The organism is Peristeroidobacter soli, from assembly GCF_004138485.1.
Lineage (GTDB): Bacteria > Pseudomonadota > Gammaproteobacteria > Steroidobacterales > Steroidobacteraceae > Steroidobacter > Steroidobacter soli.
On the sequence record NZ_ML142848.1, the window covers coordinates 702,099 to 719,174 of the forward strand.

A 17,076-nucleotide genomic window follows, 5' to 3' on the forward strand; every position below is an offset into this window, starting at 1 on the left:
GTTCCTGTTCCCATTCGAGGGACGCGCGCTCGCCATAGACACGCAGGCGCAATCCGTTCTCGCGCCCGATGGCGACCTGACTCGCCCACAACATGCCGCGCGCGCCGTTGGTGAATCGCATCATCACCTGCACATCGTCATCGAGCCTGCGGCCAGGCACGAACGTCGACAGTTGTGCGGCGACCGCCTCGCAGCGCTCGCCGGTGACGAACTCCGCAATCTGGTAGGCGTGTGTTCCGATATCGCCAACACATCCGCCGGCACCGCTTCGCGTCGGATCGGTCCGCCACAAGGCTTGCTTCTGACCGGATTGCTCCAGCGCGGTGGCGAGCCACTCCTGCGGATATTCCACTTGCACGACTCGAATCCCGCCGAGCTTTCCCGCGCGAGCCATGGCTCGTGCCTGACGCACCATCGGATAACCGGTGTAAGTGTGAGCAAGCCCGAAGACGCACTTCGATCTGGCCGCGGCCGCAACCAGATCCTCGGCTTCGGCGACGCTGGTGGTCATCGGCTTCTCGCAGAAGACGTGGATGCCGGCATCGAGAAACGCGCGCGCTGGCCCGTGATGTAAATGGTTGGGCGTCACGATCGCCACGGCATCGATGCGGTCGGCACGCGCCACCTCGCGCTCCACCATGGACTTGTAGTCCGCATAGCTGCGTTCTCGCGAGACGTGACACTCGGCGGCGCTTGCGTGCGCACGATCCGGGTCTGAGGAGAACGCGCCGGCGACCAGCTCGAACCGATCGTCGAGCCGCGCCGCCATCCGGTGGACCGCACCGATGAAGGCGCCCTGGCCACCGCCCACCATTCCGAGTCGCAGTCGTCTACGCATGTGAGCTCAACCCCAGTACCGAGTCGATCAGACTTCGATCCACTTTCGAGTCGGCGAAATCGTCGAAGCTCCGCTCCGCAACCTTGATCAGATGCCGCTGGATGAACGGCGCTCCTTCAGTCGCGCCCACCACCGCATCCTTGATGGCGCATTCCCATTCGAGCACCGCCCAGCCCGCATAGTCGTGCCGCGTCAGCCGCGAGAATATGCCGCCGAAATCGATCTGACCGTCACCGAGCGAGCGAAAGCGCCCGGCTCGCGCCGGCCAGGACTGATAGCCGCCGTAGACCCCCTGCCTCGCCGACACGTTGAATTCCGCGTCCTTGACGTGAAACGCCTTGATCCGTTCGTGGTAGACGTCGATGTAGCCGAGGTAGTCGATGTTCTGCAGCAGCAGATGACTTGGATCGTACAGCATGTTGCAGCGAGGATGATTGTCGACCTGCTCCAGGAACATCTCGAAAGTCACGCCATCGTGTAGGTCTTCGCCCGGATGGATTTCGAAACACAGATCGACACCGGCCGCGTCGAACGCATCCAGGATGGGGCGCCAGCGCCGCGCCAGCTCCTTGAACGCCGTTTCGATCAGCCCGGGAGGGCGCGGCGGCCAGGGATAAAAATAGGGCCAGGCCAGCGCGCCTGAAAAAGTTGCATGCGCCGTCAGGCCGAAATTCCTGGATGCCCTGGCGGCCAGCAATAATTGTTCGACGGCCCATTGCTGACGAGCGACCGGATCGCGTTGCTGAGCCGGCGGCGCGAACGCATCGAACACCAGATCATAGGCCGGATGGGTGGCGACCAGTTGGCCCTGCAAATGCGTGGACAGCTCAGTCACCGCGATGCCGAGCTCCGCCAGCATCCCCTGAATGTCCTCGCAGTAACTTTTGCTGGCCGCCGCCTTCGCCAGATCGAACAGCCGTCCATCCCAGGTCGGAATCTGAACCCCGATAAACCCCAGTCCCGCCGCCCATCGCGCGATCGACTCCAGCGTATTGAACGGCGCTGCGTCGCCGGCGAACTGGGCCAGAAATATCCCCGGACCTTTGATCGTTCTCATTTGAAATCTCCTAGCGCGCGCGCCGCGACTCAGGCGCCGGGCTTTTCATAGGGCCAATTGGCCTGCGTAAACACTCCGCCATCCACCCAAAGAGTTTGACCGGTGACGAAAGACGCGCCCGGCGATGCCAGGTACAGCACGACGTCCGCCACGTCTTTCGTCTGGCCGATCCGTCGCAGCGGCGTAATCGCCGACCAGGTACCGGCGTAGTCGCCTGCTTCCGCTTGCGTGCGTTCGATCTCGATCGCGCCCGGCGCGACACAATTCACTCGGATCGCATGCGGACCGAGCTCGATGGCTGCAACCTTGGTGAGCTGCTCGATGCCGCCCTTGGACGCGGTGTAGTCGACCAGCTTCGGGAACGCGAGCTTGTTACATCCCGAGCCGATGTTCACGATGGCACCGGGCTTACCTGCCGCGACCAGACGACGCGCCACGTTCTGTGTATTCAGAAAACAGCCCTTCAGATTGGTGCGGATGACCCGATCCCAGCTCTCTTCCTCCAGATCGAGCAACGACGCCCAGGTTTGCACGCCGGCGTTGTTGACCAGCAGGTCCGGAACGCCCCGCCAGGCGGCGACCCGGTCATAAAACGCGTCCACGTCCGACTTGATACCGACATCGCATTGGACACAGAGCACATCCGCTCCGGCGGCACGCGCGCTGGCCGATGTTTGCTCAGCCTCGTGCGGGCGGCTGACATAACTGAATGCAACGTCCCAGCCTTCGCGTGCCAGCGCATTCACAATCGCACGACCGATGCCGGTACTGCCGCCGGTGACAACCGCCAGACGCCGTGACACTGCGCTCACTGGTTCGCACTCCCGATGTGAGCGCGCACGCGTTGACGCTGCTGGCCCAATCCTGAAATTCCCAATCTCATCTCGTCGCCCGCTTTCAGCCACACGGGCGGCTTGCGCCCCATGCCGACGCCAGGAGGCGTGCCGGTGCTGATGATGTCTCCGGGCTGCAGGCTCATGAACTGGCTGACGTAATGCACCAGGAACGGCACATTGAAAATCATGTGGCGCGTGTTGCCGGTCTGTACCCGTTGGCCGTTCACGTCGCACCACAATTCGAGATCGGCAAGATCGGCGATCTCATCCAATGTCACCAGATACGGCCCCATCGGCGCGAACGTGTCGCAGCTCTTGCCTTTGTCCCATTGACCGCCACGCTCCAGCTGAAACGTGCGCTCCGACAGATCGTTGATCACGCACAGGCCCGCGACGTGGCTCAGCGCTTGCTCGACAGTCACGTTGCGCGCCTCGCGGCCGATCACGACGCCGAGCTCGACTTCCCAGTCGCTCTTGATCGAATCTTTCGGCAACTGCACGTCGTCGTTGGGACCGCAGATCGATGACGTCGCCTTCATGAATACGACCGGCTCCGCCGGAATCTCCATGTTGGCCTCGCGAGCATGATCTACATAGTTGAGGCCGATACAGATGATCTTGCCGACCGCCGCGACCGGCGGTCCGATGCGGATCGTCTCATTCAAGAGCGGCAGTTTGTCCGGATCGATGGCGGCGAACGACGCGAAATGGCTGGCCAGATGGCGCGTCTCGAAATCGGAGAGCAGCGCGGACAGATCGCGATGGCCGCCGCGAGCGTCCACCATTCCCGCACGCTCGTGCCCCCGGGGTCCGTGTCGAAAAAATCTCATAGTGATAAAAAAGGTACTGGTGCCGACTGCTGATCGATAGGCCGCAGTTGCTTGCGCTTGCATATTCTTTTGCCACCGACGGTCATCGGGAGCCGAAGCGATAGGCGACCTCGAAATGAAACACGCCGCCCGCCTCCAGGAGGGTGCAGGGAAAATCCGGGCGATTGGGTGCGTCCGGAAACTGCTCGGGCTCCAGACATAACCCTCGATAGGCACGCCACGGCTGGTTCAGCCATTGACCGGTGTAGAACTGCAGCGCCGGCTGATTCGTGAAGAGCTGCATCGACATCCTGCCCCGCGGGCAGCTGAGTTCCGCGGCGGGTTGGGTCCCATCGAGGATGAAGGCATGGTCGAAGCCGCGAGCGCTCCGAATCTGTGGATCGGGAGCGAGCAGACGATCTCCAATTCGGGTCCGCTGCCGGAGATCGAAGGGAGTGCCCGCCACCTGGCGCGGCGCGCCTTCTGGAATACCGCTCGGGTCGATGGGCAGGAAGCGATCGGCGTTGATGGCGACCTGATGATCCTCGACGTTGCTGGAGGGATCGCCGGTCAAGTTGAAATACGGATGCACCGTGAAGCTCACGGGCGTCGGCCGGTCGGTCGTGGCATCGACTGTCACGCTCAGCGCGTCTGGCGTGAGCTCATAAGTTGCCGTGACTGCCAGCGTGCCCGGATATCCACCCTCGCCGTCGGGTGAGATGTAACGGAGCACGATACGCCGCGCCCCGGTTTCTTCCACGCTCAGCACCGTCCAGTCCCTGGAGTGCAAACCGGCAGAACCGCCGTGCAAATGATTCGGACCGTCGTTCGGGTCAACTCGATATCTCTGGCCCGCGACAGAGAACGTCGAGTTGGCCAACCGATTCGCGTAGCGGCCGATCATTCGTCCCATGTACGCGGAATCGAAACGGCGCGTCGAGGTGGAGGGAAGGATCAAGTCGATGTATTCGTCCGGCCCCGGTGCCCGCAATGACAACAAGGCCGCACCGAAGGGATCTATCCGTGCCTGCAAACCATCCTTCCACGCCAGTGTCAGCGGCTCCATCACAAACTCATCCCGCCATCCACGATGATGTCGCTGCCGGTCATGAACTTGGCTGCGTCGCTGGCCAGCATCACGGCGATCTCGGCAATCTCCTCGCTGCGCCCGAACCTGCCCATCGGCTGGCGCGCCAGGAAGGCGTCGAGCGCCGAGTCGCCTTGTTGAGCAATCCGTTCCTGCAACGACGGTGTCATCACAGTTCCCGGAGATATCGAGTTGCAGCGAACGCCGCGATCGATGAAATCGCGCGCCACGGATTTAGTCAGTCCGATGACCGCGGCCTTGGTCGTCGCATAGGCAAAGCGGTTCACCACCGCCTTCGTCGAAGAAACGACCGAAGCGATGTTGACGATCGAGCCCTCTTTCGCAGCGAGCATCGAGGGCAACAGCGCGGAGATGGTGTTGAACATCGACATCACGTTCACGTCGAATGTTTTACTGAGGACCGCCGGGCTCGTGTCCAGCACGCTGCCGGCCGGAACGATGCCCACGCAATTGACGAGAACGCCAATATCACGGTGCTGGTCCGCGATCTGGCGCATCGCGTTTGGATCGGTCACATCCAGCTGCAGCCACTCGATGCCTTGGCTGACAGGTTGATCGGGCGCCACGGGCTGCAAGTCCGCAGCGACGACGGTCGCCCCTTCTCTCGCGAAGGCTGCCGCGATGCTGCGCCCGATGCCCTGCGCAGCGCCCGTGACAAACGCCGTCTTTCCAGCCAATTTCCCCACCGTGGCACTGCTCATGTGTCGAGGGTCTGGAGATATTTGTAGCTGATCCTGGCCGACTCCAGCGCGGGGCGAACGAACGGCGGCTCCTGCTCCACGTAGCCCGCTTTGACGCCGGTGGCTTTGGCGGCCTTGAACACGCTCGGCCAATCGACGGCGCCCTGGCCGATCTCCACCGAGGTCATTTCCATCGACGTGTTGCCGGCGACCGGTTTCAGATCCTTGATATGCAGCAGCTGGAATCGCCCCGGATACCGGGTCAGATAGCCCGCGGGATCCTGACCCGCGGCTTTCACCCAACCAACGTCCATTTCCATCGCGACCAGCTTCGGATCGGTCACCCGCAACAGCTCGTCGTAGCCCGGCACGCCGTTGAACTTTTTGAACTCGGCGTTGTGATTGTGATACGCCAGCTGAATGCCCGCCTTGCGCGTCTGCTCGCCGATACGATTGAGCAGCTCGCCATCGCGCTTGAAATCATCCAGCGTCAATGAATCGAACGCTTCGCGCAGCTTGCTCAACTCGAATCCAGGCTTGCCGAAGCCGGGAATGCGCACGTTCGGAACGACCAGATACTTCCAGCCGATGGCTTGCGCGAACTCGATGCACTGTGCAAGGTTGTCGATCAGCGTCGGCGTGTTCGGCTCGAGCGCCTGCAACGGGAACATGCCGCTCTCGCAGACCAGGCCGGCCGCATCGAGCGACTTGCGCAGGGCGCGGGCGCTGCGGCCGTAGGTGCCCGGCAGCTCGACATATTTGTAGCCGATGGCGGCAATCTTCCGGAGCGTGCCGTCCAGGTCCTGGGTCATCTCGGCGTTGACCGTGTAGAGCTGGATGCCGATCTTGAGCTGCGACGCCGACGCGCCGGCCGCCAGAGCATGAGTCGAGATGACGCTGCCGGCCAGCATGGCCGCGGCACTTTGTTGTAAGAACAGACGACGCGACATTTCCATCACTGATCCTCTCGATTACTGCTTCACTTCGGCAATGCAAAGGCGATGTAGACATCGCCGCGCGGGCCGCTCAGCTTGCCACCGCCAGTCGCCGCGATCACGACGTACTGACGCCCATCGACCTCATAGGTTGCCGGCGTCGCCAGCCCCATGAACGGCAGCTTGTGTTCCCACAGCTCTTTACCGTTGCTCTTGTCGAACGCTCTGATCTTGCTGTCCCGGGCGCCGGCCGCGAACACGAGGCCGCCGGCTGTGACGATGGTTCCGGCATAGTTCTCGGTGCCGGTTTTCGGAATCCCCTTGGCGGTCAGTTCTTCGTACTCGCCCAGCGGCACTTTCCATACGATCTTGCCGGTGCTCAGATCGATGGCATTGAGCGTGCCCCACGGCGGTGTGCTGGCCGGATAACCCTCATCGTCGATGAAGCGGCTGAACTTGGTGAGGGAATATTCGCCCGGCTGGTCCGACGGCTTGACGCCATCCATTTGCGGCACATCGCGCTCATACAGGAAATCCGCGACCGCCGTGAATTCATCGCCGCTCAATGCCTGCGGCGGCATGCCGCCCTGCCCGTTTCTGACGATGTCGGGGAAGTACTGTTCATGCACTCGTTCCTTCAGATTGACCAGCGACGGCGCGGTCCCCTTGCCCTCCCGCTGTTGTCCGTGACAGGCCGCGCAGTGAGATAGAAACACTTTCTCGCCCGGCGTCGGCGGCGCATTCGGGTCGCGAACCGCCGCCTTGTGGCCGCTCTTGAGCGTCAGGATCCAGGGAATCTCGTTGGCATTGACGAACAGCCAGCCACTGGTTGGATCGAACGACGCGCCGGTCCACTCGGCGCCGCCTTCGATGCCGAACAGGATCAGCGGACGCCCATCGCTGAACGGCTTGAACCAGCCGAAGTCGGCTTTATCCGCCTGTTCCCGCACGAATGCGTGCGCCTTGGGGGTGCGCTGAGTGATGTCGGCCAGCGTGAACTCCTGGCGCGAGAACGGTTGCGGCAATTCCAGATCCGGTTGATACGGCCAGGTGCGCTCGCCGGGAAGCGTCGACGTCGGCGCGCGCCGCATGCGGTAAGGAAACAGCGGCTTGCCGGTGAGCCGATCCAACAGCAGCGTGTTGCCCATCTTGGTCAGCTGCGCCACTGCATCCACTTTCTTGCCGTTGCGGGTGACCGTCACCAGATTGGGTGGCGAGGCGATGTCCAGGTCCCAGATGTTGTGCGCGATGTCCTGGAAGTACCAGAGCAACTTGCCGGTGCGGGCATCGAGGGCGACGATGCTGTTGGAGTAGAGATTGCGTTCTTCGCGATTGTTGGGCTGCGGAATCAGCAGGTGCGGATCGCCCACCTGGAAGAAGGCAATGCCACGCTTGGCATCGAGCACCATCCCGGCCCAACAGTTGTATTTGAACTTCGAATCATCGGCGTTGAGGCTGAAGCCCCACACACGAGCGCCCGTGACGACGTTGAACGCATCCACGACGTTGGATTTGGGCGCGACCAGAATGTCTTCGAACACCGCGGGCGCTACCGGCGGACCGTCGTCGCCTCCGGTCGACGGCACTCTGCCCCGATCGCCGAATGTTTCAATCGGTTTGCCCGTCTTTGGATCCAGCGCGTACACCCACGTGCCGGATGCGAAGAACAATCGTGGCCCCACCGAGCCACTCTTGCCCGGCCAGTACAACAAACCGCGATAAGCGGGCCCCCAATAGCCACTCGTCTCGGGTTTGAAGCGCCACAGCTCCACACCGGTTGCGGCGTTGACGGCGGCAATGTGCTTGCCCGTGGTGGGCGCATACATCACGCCATTCGCAATCACCGGATTGGCGGCGACATCCGCCAGACCGTCACCGGAACGATAAGTCCACGCCACCTGCAGCTTCGAAACGTTGTCGCGCCGGATCTGATCCAACGCCGAATAGCGCGTGCCCCCGGCATCGGCATGTGAGCGCATCCAAGAACGATGCGACTCGGTATCCGGCGCGGCGGGCGTCAGCTCCGAATCCTTGGCGGCTGGAATGACTTTATACAAAGGGAGAGCCGCCCTCGCGGCAGCGCTCTCCACGGTCAAAGGTTGAACCGGGGCGTCGGCATTGACGACGCCCGCGGCCATGCACGAGAGAAAAACGAGCCCGAATCGAACCATGGATTTCTCTCCCCGTCTCAGAACTTGAAGCGCATGCCGAGGTAGTAACGCCGCCCGGTGAGCTGATACAGGCGGTTGAACCCATACTTGTTGACCTCGACCTCGGCCTCTTCGGTCAGGTTCACGACCGAGGCATTGAAGGCCAGCGACTCGTTCAAGTTGTAGTTGGCGGACAGATCCAGCTGGCCGTAGCCCTTCACGTAGCGGCCATCGCCGAAGTTGGACACGGCATCGCCCACCCACTGGCTGCGATAGTTATAAACGGCGTGCACGTCGACCGCGCCGTTGTCGTAGTACAGGCCGAGGTTGTACGAATCATCCGAGACACCGGTGAGCGGCAGCGGCCCCTGACGTTCATTCAAGGTCACTTTGCCCGACCAGATGTGGGTGTAGTTGGCCTGCATGCCCAGGCCGCTCAGCACGCCGGGAAGAAACGCGAACGGCTGCTGGTAACCGATCTCGACCCCCTTGAGCGTGGTCGCCTGCGCATTCACCGGCTGCGCCACCGACAACGTGATGGGGATGACGTCGCCGATCTGATAGCCCGAGCCCAGCAGGTTGCCGCCCAACAGGATCTGATGAATCTCGTCGGTGTAGCGCGTGACCACCAGATTTTTCACATCCTTATAGAAGCCCGCGATGGCCAGCAGGCTGCGATCGCCGAAATACCATTCCAGCGACAGATCGACCTGATCGGCCCGATACGGTTTGAGGTTGGGATTGCCCTTGGCCAACGTGCCGCGCCAGGTGCCTGCCGGCGGCGGCTGAGTCGGCGCGCTTGGATTGCTGGCTGCCGCCAGCAGGTTCATGTCCGGTCGTTGCATGACGCGAGCCGCCGCGAAGCGCAGCACGACGTCGTCGCTCAGCTGATAACTCAAATTGAAGTTGGGCAACACGTCGTCGTACGTCGAGTCCTGTCCCAACAAGTCCGCGGCGCTGTAGCTCAGCGAGTTGTTCAACCCATAGATGAGATACGCATCGGAAGGCGGAACGAAGCCCGAAGACAGCGTCTCGGTGCGCACGGCGCGCACGCCCACGTTGCCGGTCAATCGATCGTCCGCCATCGCAAAGTCGAGCCGCGCATACAACGAGGTCGACTTCTCCTCCACTTCCGTCGTGCTCGTCAGCTGCTGCGCGGCTGGATGAGCCGCCATGTACGCCGCCATCGGATAGTCGTGGAAGAACTTGTCCAGATTCACGGTCAGCCAGTTGCGCGGCGGCTGTGCTCCACCGCTGTACGAATCGAAGAACGTCGGATTGCGATTGATCATCGCGTACGGGCTCATGTCGGCCGCGAACCCGTCGGCGGTGTTGTTCAGCCAGTTCGGCGTGTTGGCCAACGTCCGGTTGGCATGATCGGCGCCGACTTTCAGCGTCTTCAACCAACCGGTGTCGAGCTGCCTGGCGGCGTCGAGCCTGAAATTCCAGATTTTGTCCGTGGTCGGCGCCTGATACGAACCTTGAATGCCGCTGAAGGTGTAGTTGTTGATGTCGTTCGGATCGAAACCGTTGTAGAAGCTCACGGTGAGCGGCCCGCCTGGATCCCGGGAGGCGTCGTACGTCAGTGCCGCTCCGGGAGCTCGGGTGGCAAAGGACACGTATAGCTGGGTCGATTCGGTGCGCGCGTGCCCGTACGAAGCCTGGCCGTCGAGCGTCCAGGAGCCCAGCGACAGAGTGGCGCCGAGCGCGGTCGACGTAAGATTCTGTTCGTACTCGAACCGATTCGCCTGCATCCAGGCAAACACATTCCGGCCCGACCAGGCGGTCTCGACATTGTTGCCGTCGAGGGTGACCGAGTCCGTCGGCGAGACGCCCAAGGCGCCCGCGCCCGGGTAGAAATTCTGTCCCTGGTAGAAGTTGTAGCGCTGTTCGAATCGCGAGACCAACGTATCCGCGCGCAGCTCGAGCATGTCGTTGACCTTGAACTGAAGTGCGCTCACCGCGCTCCAGCGCTTGTCCGTGCCGACGTTGTCATTGGCGCGCAGACCGAACACACGATACGCAGTGCCCGGACCGGTGTAGCTCGCATCTTCAATGACGCCGTCCGTTCCGGTGTTCTGCACGTCGAAGTCGCGCTCGTTGTAGTCCACTCCGACCATCCAGCCGAGCCGGTCATCCATGAAGGTGTCCGTGTAGAGCGCGGATGCGCGCGGCGTGATGCTCGTGCTCGCCTGTTCGTCGTATGCGCCCTCGACGTTGAGTACACCGCGCGTCTGCCCGTAGGTCAGCGGTTGAATGGTCTGCATGTTCACGGTGGCGGCGAGGCCGCTTTCCGGCATGTCGGCGGTCGGCGTCTTGTAGACGTCGACTCGCTGCGCGAAATTCGTGGGCAATACCTGGAAGTCGAAGGCGCGCGAGCCCGAACCCGACGGCACCTGGCGTCCGTTGTACAGCGTGTTGGTGAACTTCGGATCGAGACCGCGCACGCTGATGAATGCGCCATTGCCCAGCCGGCGGGTGATCTGCACACCGGTGATTCTTTGCAGGGACTCGGCCAGATTCTGTTCGGGAAACTTGCCGATGTCCTCGGCCGAGATGCCGTCGCTGATCACGTCCGCCACGCGCTTGTTCTCGATCGCACGCTCGAGACTGCCCGCGTAGCCGGTGACGACCACCTCCTCCAGCGCCGCCTGCGATTCGGCCTGCGGCTCGGCAGCCCAAGCCATGGCGCCCGGAATGCCCGCTGAAACCAGCAGCACGCCACGCACGGCCGCTGCGATCGTTCGCTCACTCATCACTTCCCCCCGCCTGGCCTCTTGAGAGCCAATGTCATGCCAACTTCGGACCGCGATACTTGCCGGCCCGAGCGTCCGTGGTACGGACGTTCAAACCGGCGCTGTTTGACTTTGCGGGATCAGCATAGGGGGCGGGCGCTCGGCCGAGCTACCCGTCATTTTCAGTGGGATCGCGCTTTTTTTGCCCGTGGTGACGCTACCACGGTCGGCGCGTTATTCGGGCGAACCGGTGCGAGCGACGACGCGCCCCTCCTTCATCACGAACGACACCTCGGCCAGCACACGCGCGTCGTCGAGCGGATTGGCCGGCGTCGCAATCAGATCGGCATACTGTCCTTTGGCAATGGCACCGCGCTCGCCATCGATGCGCATGAGCCTGGCACCGTGAGTGGTCATCGCCTTGACGATGTAAGGCGAGCCAATGCCGGCCTCCAGCCACACATCGATGAAGTCCAGCGACATCCGGCCGCGATCGCGACCTGGCAAGTCGTGCGTCACATCGGTGCCGAACGCGATCAGGACGCCGAGGTCATACGCACGACGCAACCTCGCCAGCTTCGCACGAGCTCGTTCGCGCGCCACCGCGGGGTTGGCAGGATTGCCCGCCAGCACGTGGCTCAGCGGGATATCGGTGTTCACCAGATAGGTGCCCTTCTGCTTCATCAACTTCAGCACTGGATCGGTTACCGCGTATGCATGCTCGATGCTGTCCGCGCCGCCGAGCACGGCGGCCTTTGCAGTCAGATCATCCTTGGCGTGCACGGCCAAAGTCACTCCCGCGCGATGCGCCTCCTCCGCCGCGACCCGAATCTCCTCTTCTGTGTAGACGCCATGCGTGCCACCGCGAGCATCGGACACGAGCTTGATCACCCGCGCGCCGTAAAACAAATTGGTGCGCACTGCTTTGCGTACCTCCTCGACACCGTCGGCGTCGATGTACTCGTAGTTCCAGCACGGCCCGACATCGTGTGAAACGGCGTCCTGCTGCCCGCCGAACGGCGCGATGATCTTGCCCGCGTTGACGATGGTCGGTCCCACGAACAACCCGGCCTCGATCGCACGCCGCAGATCGGTATCGGCGTACTGACCGGCATTGCCGACATCACGAACCGTGGTAAAGCCGGCCCTCAGCATGTCCTGCGCGTTGCGCAGCCCCATCAGCGTCCGATAGCCATTGCCATGAGCGAGATAGTTCGTGCACAACGCGGCCGTGTAGTCGTAGCTCAGATGCGTGTGCAGATCCATCAGCCCGGGCAACACCCAGCTGGCCGACAGGTCGATCACACGCGCCGGCGCCGGGACCGGCATGCGGTCCACGACATCGACGATCTTCGCGCCTTCGATCAGCACGATCTTGTTCTGAGACACGGTGGCCGTGGCCGGATCGATCAGATGCCCCGCCTTGAGAGCGATGATCTCGGCGAGCGCCGGCTCGATCAGCAGAGTGCTCGCGAGCGCAACGATCGCACACACGCCGCTGCGCTTCATCGCTTCGCTCCTTCGTTGACGCGTGTTGCCTCGAACGAGTAAGAACGTCGCTGCGTCGAATGCCACGCGGCTGGCCTTGGTTCGATTGAATCCCGCCAGGCTGAATTTCATTGAGCCGATCCCTTGAATGTGCCGCACGACTCGCATCGATACACGACCCGTCCCCCGAGCATGGTCCACTGCACTTGGGTCTGCGCGATCTGCGCAGGCGTCAGTGCCGCCACGTTGCGATCAAGCAGAATCAGATCCGCCTCTTTGCCAACGACGATGGATCCGACCTTGTCTTCCAGGCGCGCAGCGGTTGCGGCACCGATGGTGTAGGCGTCGAGCATCGTGGGAAGCGTCACGCGTTCACGCTCATTGAGTACACCGAACGGTCCCGCTCGCGTCATCGCCTGCGCGATGGCTTCCCACGGATTGCCGCTGCTCACCGGCCAGTCGCTGCCGCCAGCGATGATTGCCCCTGCATCGGCCAGCGAACGCGCGGCGTATTGTTCCTCCCAGACCTCGGGCGTGAGATAAGGCTTGATCAGTTGCTGCTCAGTCTCATCGAGCGTCGCCCACAGCAACTGGAAAGAAGCGACCGCACCCAGTTGCCTGAATCGGGGAACATCCGCCGGCGCGATCAAATGAAGATGTGCGAGCGAATGATGAATCGTGCTGGAAGGATTCTGCTTGCGCGCCGCTTCGATCGAGTCGAGCGCGACTCGCACCGCGCGATCGCCGATCGCATGAATATGAACCAGCATGTCGTGGCGCTCCGCATCGGTGACGATGCGCGCCATCTCGGCGGGTTCGATCTTGAGCGCGCCGGTGCCGCCGGTGCCGACGTAAGGAGTCAGCACCGCCGCGGTCTGCGCGGGATAGTCGACCACGCCGTCCGCAAACAGTTTGACGCCGACGACCGAGAAATTCGGCAGCCCCGAATATTTGTCGCGCAACCGGTAGATCTCCGGCAGCTCCTGCGAGCTTTGCGCTTCCAGCAACGCCGACACTCGCACCGTGAGATCGCCGGACCGCGCCAGGTCCTGATACAAATTCAGGATCGCCTCGCCATCGGAAGACGGATGACCGGCATTCGCTTCGAGTAGCGCAGTGACGCCATGCTCGTTGAGATAACGAACCGCGGTTGTACCCCAAGCGCGGTCGTAGCGACCATCGCGACCGGGTAAGCCGCGAAACAGATTGGACGCGCCGGCTTCCACCGCGAAGCCGGTCGGTTCACCGGCGCTGTCGACCGAGTAGTCCTTGCGCTTCTCCGCCGGCATGGCCGCAAGCGACTCGCGGCTGATGCCGAGAACCTTCAGCATCGCGCGGTTCGCCCACGCCGTATGCGAGTCCGAACCAGCAAACAACATCGGCCGTGCCGCGTACGGCGGCTGATTGAAGATCGCGCCGAGATTCTCCGACCACAACGCAGGATGCACGCCAACGATGACCGCACGCCCCTCGTGCAATGCCTTGCCGCTGGCAATCGACTCGTCGACGAAGGCCTTGAACTGCGGCAATGTCACGTGACCGCCGCCGAGATCCGCGAGCGTCATCTGTCGCCCGCCGGCGAGCGGATGAACGTGACTGTCGATGAGACCGGGCATCAACATCCCGCCCTGTAGATCGACCACTCGCGTGGCGGGGCCGGTCCATGAACTCATCGCTGCATCGTCGCCGACGGCAATGATCTTGCCGCCGCGAATTGCCACCGCCTGTGCCCACGGGTGAGCCGAATCGGCGGTGTAGACCTTGCCGTTCTTCAACACCTCGTCGGCGGGCGGAGGCGATGCGGGCCGCGTGCACGCAACGAGCACTACGCTCGCGAAAATCGTGAGAGTGAATTTGAACACGTGGGCTCCCGAGCCAGTGGACGGCGGCCGGAGAGATGCCTCCAGCCGCCGCGAATCCGCTTCAGTACGTGACGGTCAGTAGCTCGCGCTGAGCGACATCCGGAACGTGCGCGGCTCGCCGTACATCAGGAATCCCTGTTGCGTGCCGCTGAAGTAGTTCTTGTCGGTGAGGTTCTCCACGATCAGGCGCAACTTGGCCTGGGTCTGACCGAGCGGGAAGCCGTAGATCAAACCGGCGTCGAAGCGCACATAGTCATCGATAGCGAAAGTATTGGCGGTATCGACGAAACGTTTGCCCGAATAGAAGGCACCGGCGTTGACCGACACCTCGGCCGGAATCGGCAGACGCCAGTTCGCGTACACGCTCGCCTTGAACCTCGGCACGTTGAACGGCTGCTTGCCATCCAGCGCGCCGCCCGCCGTCTTCTTCAGTTCAGCATCGATGTAGAGCGCGCTGGAAACGAGGCGCAGATCCGGAGTCAGCTGACCGGACAGCATCGCCTCGACGCCCCGGTGCACTTGACGGCCGTCCTGAACGTAATAGTTGTTGGCGTCGACCAACTCCAGGCCTTTGTCGATTTCGAACACGGCGGCCGAGAACGTGGCGCCGTCCACCAGATCCGCCTTCACGCCCACCTCATATTGATGGCTCTTGAGCGGCGACATGACCTGACCGACATTCTCCGTACCGACCGGTGCCTGCCCGCCTACCTCGAGCCCTTCGGCATAGCTGGCGTAGATAGAGACATTCGAGCGCGGCTTGAAGATGATGCCGCCGCTCGGCGTGATCGCCGACTCGTCATAGAGCCAGTCGCGCGTGTGGTCGTCGCCGTAGAAGGTTTCGAACTTCGGCTTGCTATAGCGCACGCCGGCGAACAGATTCAGCCAGTCGGTCAAGTGCATGTAGTCGGTGGCATAGACCGCGAACTGATTCAGGCGCTCCATGAGCATGGAATCGCCCACCGCCGGGTTCGGATTCTCGATGTGCACGGACCGGTCGAAGATGTTCTTCGTGCCCGCCAGCACGAAACCGCTGGCCGCCGGGTAGTAGTTGGGATGTTCCATCTGCATCGCGCCCACCACCAGTTCGTGCTTGACCGACCCGGTCATCAACGTTCCGGTCAGTGACGCTTCCAGCGTCAGCGGCGAGAACTCCTGATCGGGCGCGCGCCACAGATAGACGTCGTAGTCACCATTGGTCTGCATGGAGCCGCCCACCCAGTAGAACTGCGAATGGTTGCGCCACACCTGCGCCTTCTGCGCGCCCAAGCGCAACTTCCAGTCCGGGCTCAGCTCATACGTCATCCGCACCGAGCCCATGAAGGTGCGCGTCGGATACCGCGTGTATTCCTCACCCACGTAGACGCGACGATCGATGCGCTTCAGAAAAGCGCGAATCTGTTCGTGACTGAACTGGTTCGGATCGAAGGCATCGAAATCGATGTTCTGGCCGAGCTCGGTGTCGCGATACTGATATTCGGCGTCCGCCTCGACCAGCAACCGGTCGGTGGGCGTCCAGGTCAGGAACATGCTGACCATCTCACGCTTGCCGTCCACGCCGCGAATGAACTGCTCCTCATGCGCGCGCACGGCGTTGAAACGAATGCCGATGTCGTCGCTGATCTTGCCGCCCAGATCCAGGTGCACGCCGTAGCCGCCATTGCTGTCGCCGAAGACGTCCATGAAGCGATACGGCGTTTCAGTCGGACGTTTCAACACATAGTTGACGATGCCGCCCGGCGCGGTGAAACCGTAGCGCAAGGCTGTGAGCCCTTTGACGATCTCCACCGCGGCCTTGTTCTCGAAAGGCATCTGCGCATTGTTGGGGAACAAGCTGCCTTCGCGGTAGTAACCGCTTTCGTTCGCGAGCGTGAAGCCGCGAATCGACACTGAATCGTAGAAGCCGACGCCGCCGCTGTTGTTACCCGTGCCGGTGGAGGCATCGTTCTTGGCGACATGAAACAGGGTACGGACCTGCTGGTCCTGCAACAGTTCGATCGGGAACGCCGTCACCTGGAACGGCGTGTCGAGGATGCTTTGCTCGCCGAACAGTGCCGACGACTGGGTACGAGAGTTGTAGCCCAGCTCACGCACGCCCACGACCGTCACTTCTTCCAGACGCGAACTGTTTGTCTCTTCCTTGGCGGCCGCCGGGGCCGGCACGCGTGCCTGACTCTCGGTCTGTGCCACTCGCAGGAAGCCTTCCGACGGCCGCACGTACGCGCCCTTCTCCGCGACAGCCTCGCGAGGCGTGGAGATTCTGATGGTGCGGGCATTGACGAATTCATAGCGCAGCTCGGTGCCCATCAGCAGTTGCTGCAAGGCCTGTTGGGCGGACAACGCACCGACCACGCGTGGTGTCATCACTGCACCAGCCGGCAGGTCCTCATCGCGCAAGACCACCTGCAACCCGGTTTGATCGGCGAACTTCTCCAGCGCCGCCCGGATCGGCTGCGGCTCGATGTTGAAGGCGACCCGTGCCGCTTCGTCGTCGGCGACCGCCATGCCACTCAACAACAGCGCGGTTCCGGTGGCCAGCCAGCGTTTCGGAATTCTCATCGGTGCTCCCCAGATCGTT

General features: G+C 62.5%; 11 protein-coding genes and 1 pseudogene. All 12 read right to left on the minus strand.

Annotation, left to right across the window (positions count from 1 at the left end):
- Positions 1–43: 43 nt before the first annotated feature.
- Positions 44–838: pseudogene (locus tag EKO19_RS39705) on the minus strand (Gfo/Idh/MocA family protein); the annotation flags it as partial.
- Complete coding sequence (locus tag EKO19_RS02725) at positions 831–1,895, minus strand: sugar phosphate isomerase/epimerase family protein (RefSeq protein WP_129774864.1); 1,065 nt, start codon at positions 1,893–1,895, stop codon at positions 831–833. The pseudogene EKO19_RS39705 and the gene EKO19_RS02725, both read right to left, overlap by 8 nt.
- Positions 1,896–1,924: 29 nt before the next feature.
- On the minus strand, positions 1,925–2,698 hold the full coding sequence (locus EKO19_RS02730) for an SDR family NAD(P)-dependent oxidoreductase (RefSeq protein WP_407676633.1): 774 nt from the start codon (positions 2,696–2,698) through the stop codon (positions 1,925–1,927).
- A gap of 5 nt (positions 2,699–2,703) precedes the next feature.
- Positions 2,704–3,561: a fumarylacetoacetate hydrolase family protein gene (locus tag EKO19_RS02735; protein ID WP_129774865.1), complete on the minus strand. Its 858-nt coding sequence runs from the start codon at positions 3,559–3,561 to the stop codon at positions 2,704–2,706.
- Positions 3,562–3,643: 82 nt separating this feature from the next.
- The gene (locus EKO19_RS02740) at positions 3,644–4,606 is read right to left on the minus strand and encodes an aldose epimerase family protein (RefSeq protein WP_129774866.1); all 963 of its coding nucleotides are present in this window, start codon (positions 4,604–4,606) and stop codon (positions 3,644–3,646) included.
- Positions 4,606–5,349: an SDR family oxidoreductase gene (locus tag EKO19_RS02745; RefSeq protein WP_129774867.1), complete on the minus strand. Its 744-nt coding sequence runs from the start codon at positions 5,347–5,349 to the stop codon at positions 4,606–4,608. The genes EKO19_RS02740 and EKO19_RS02745 overlap by 1 nt, the downstream gene beginning before the upstream one ends.
- Positions 5,346–6,284 (minus strand): sugar phosphate isomerase/epimerase family protein, encoded by a 939-nt coding sequence (locus tag EKO19_RS02750; protein ID WP_129774868.1) that lies wholly within the window; start codon positions 6,282–6,284, stop codon positions 5,346–5,348. Before EKO19_RS02750 ends, EKO19_RS02745 begins: the two co-directional genes overlap by 4 nt.
- A gap of 23 nt (positions 6,285–6,307) precedes the next feature.
- A complete protein-coding gene (locus tag EKO19_RS02755) occupies positions 6,308–8,434 on the minus strand; it encodes an outer membrane protein assembly factor BamB family protein (RefSeq protein WP_129774869.1) in 2,127 nt (708 codons plus the stop codon).
- 17 nt (positions 8,435–8,451) lie between these two features.
- Complete coding sequence (locus EKO19_RS02760) at positions 8,452–11,169, minus strand: TonB-dependent receptor (protein ID WP_129774870.1); 2,718 nt, start codon at positions 11,167–11,169, stop codon at positions 8,452–8,454.
- A gap of 213 nt (positions 11,170–11,382) precedes the next feature.
- Positions 11,383–12,768, minus strand: coding sequence for an amidohydrolase family protein (locus tag EKO19_RS02765; protein WP_157995095.1), 1,386 nt, complete (start codon positions 12,766–12,768; stop codon positions 11,383–11,385).
- Entirely contained in the window at positions 12,765–14,498 is a 1,734-nt protein-coding gene (locus tag EKO19_RS02770; RefSeq protein WP_129774872.1) for an amidohydrolase, read from the minus strand. The genes EKO19_RS02765 and EKO19_RS02770 overlap by 4 nt, the downstream gene beginning before the upstream one ends.
- 75 nt (positions 14,499–14,573) lie before the next feature.
- On the minus strand, positions 14,574–17,057 hold the full coding sequence (locus EKO19_RS02775) for a TonB-dependent siderophore receptor (protein ID WP_129774873.1): 2,484 nt from the start codon (positions 17,055–17,057) through the stop codon (positions 14,574–14,576).
- Positions 17,058–17,076 lie beyond the last annotated feature (19 nt).

Excerpts from the sequence above, each read along its gene's own strand:
- EKO19_RS02735 (WP_129774865.1), bottom strand. The coding sequence starts at position 3,561 with ATGAGATTTTTTCGACACGGACCCCGGGGGCACGAGCGTGCGGGAATG.
- EKO19_RS02745 (WP_129774867.1), bottom strand. The coding sequence starts at position 5,349 with ATGAGCAGTGCCACGGTGGGGAAATTGGCTGGAAAGACGGCGTTTGTC.
- EKO19_RS02760 (WP_129774870.1), bottom strand. The coding sequence starts at position 11,169 with ATGAGTGAGCGAACGATCGCAGCGGCCGTGCGTGGCGTGCTGCTGGTT.
- EKO19_RS02740 (WP_129774866.1), bottom strand. The coding sequence starts at position 4,606 with ATGGAGCCGCTGACACTGGCGTGGAAGGATGGTTTGCAGGCACGGATA.
- EKO19_RS02755 (WP_129774869.1), bottom strand. The coding sequence starts at position 8,434 with ATGGTTCGATTCGGGCTCGTTTTTCTCTCGTGCATGGCCGCGGGCGTC.
- EKO19_RS02750 (WP_129774868.1), bottom strand. The coding sequence starts at position 6,284 with ATGGAAATGTCGCGTCGTCTGTTCTTACAACAAAGTGCCGCGGCCATG.
- EKO19_RS02765 (WP_157995095.1), bottom strand. The coding sequence starts at position 12,768 with ATGAAATTCAGCCTGGCGGGATTCAATCGAACCAAGGCCAGCCGCGTG.
- EKO19_RS02725 (WP_129774864.1), bottom strand. The coding sequence starts at position 1,895 with ATGAGAACGATCAAAGGTCCGGGGATATTTCTGGCCCAGTTCGCCGGC.
- EKO19_RS02775 (WP_129774873.1), bottom strand. The coding sequence starts at position 17,057 with ATGAGAATTCCGAAACGCTGGCTGGCCACCGGAACCGCGCTGTTGTTG.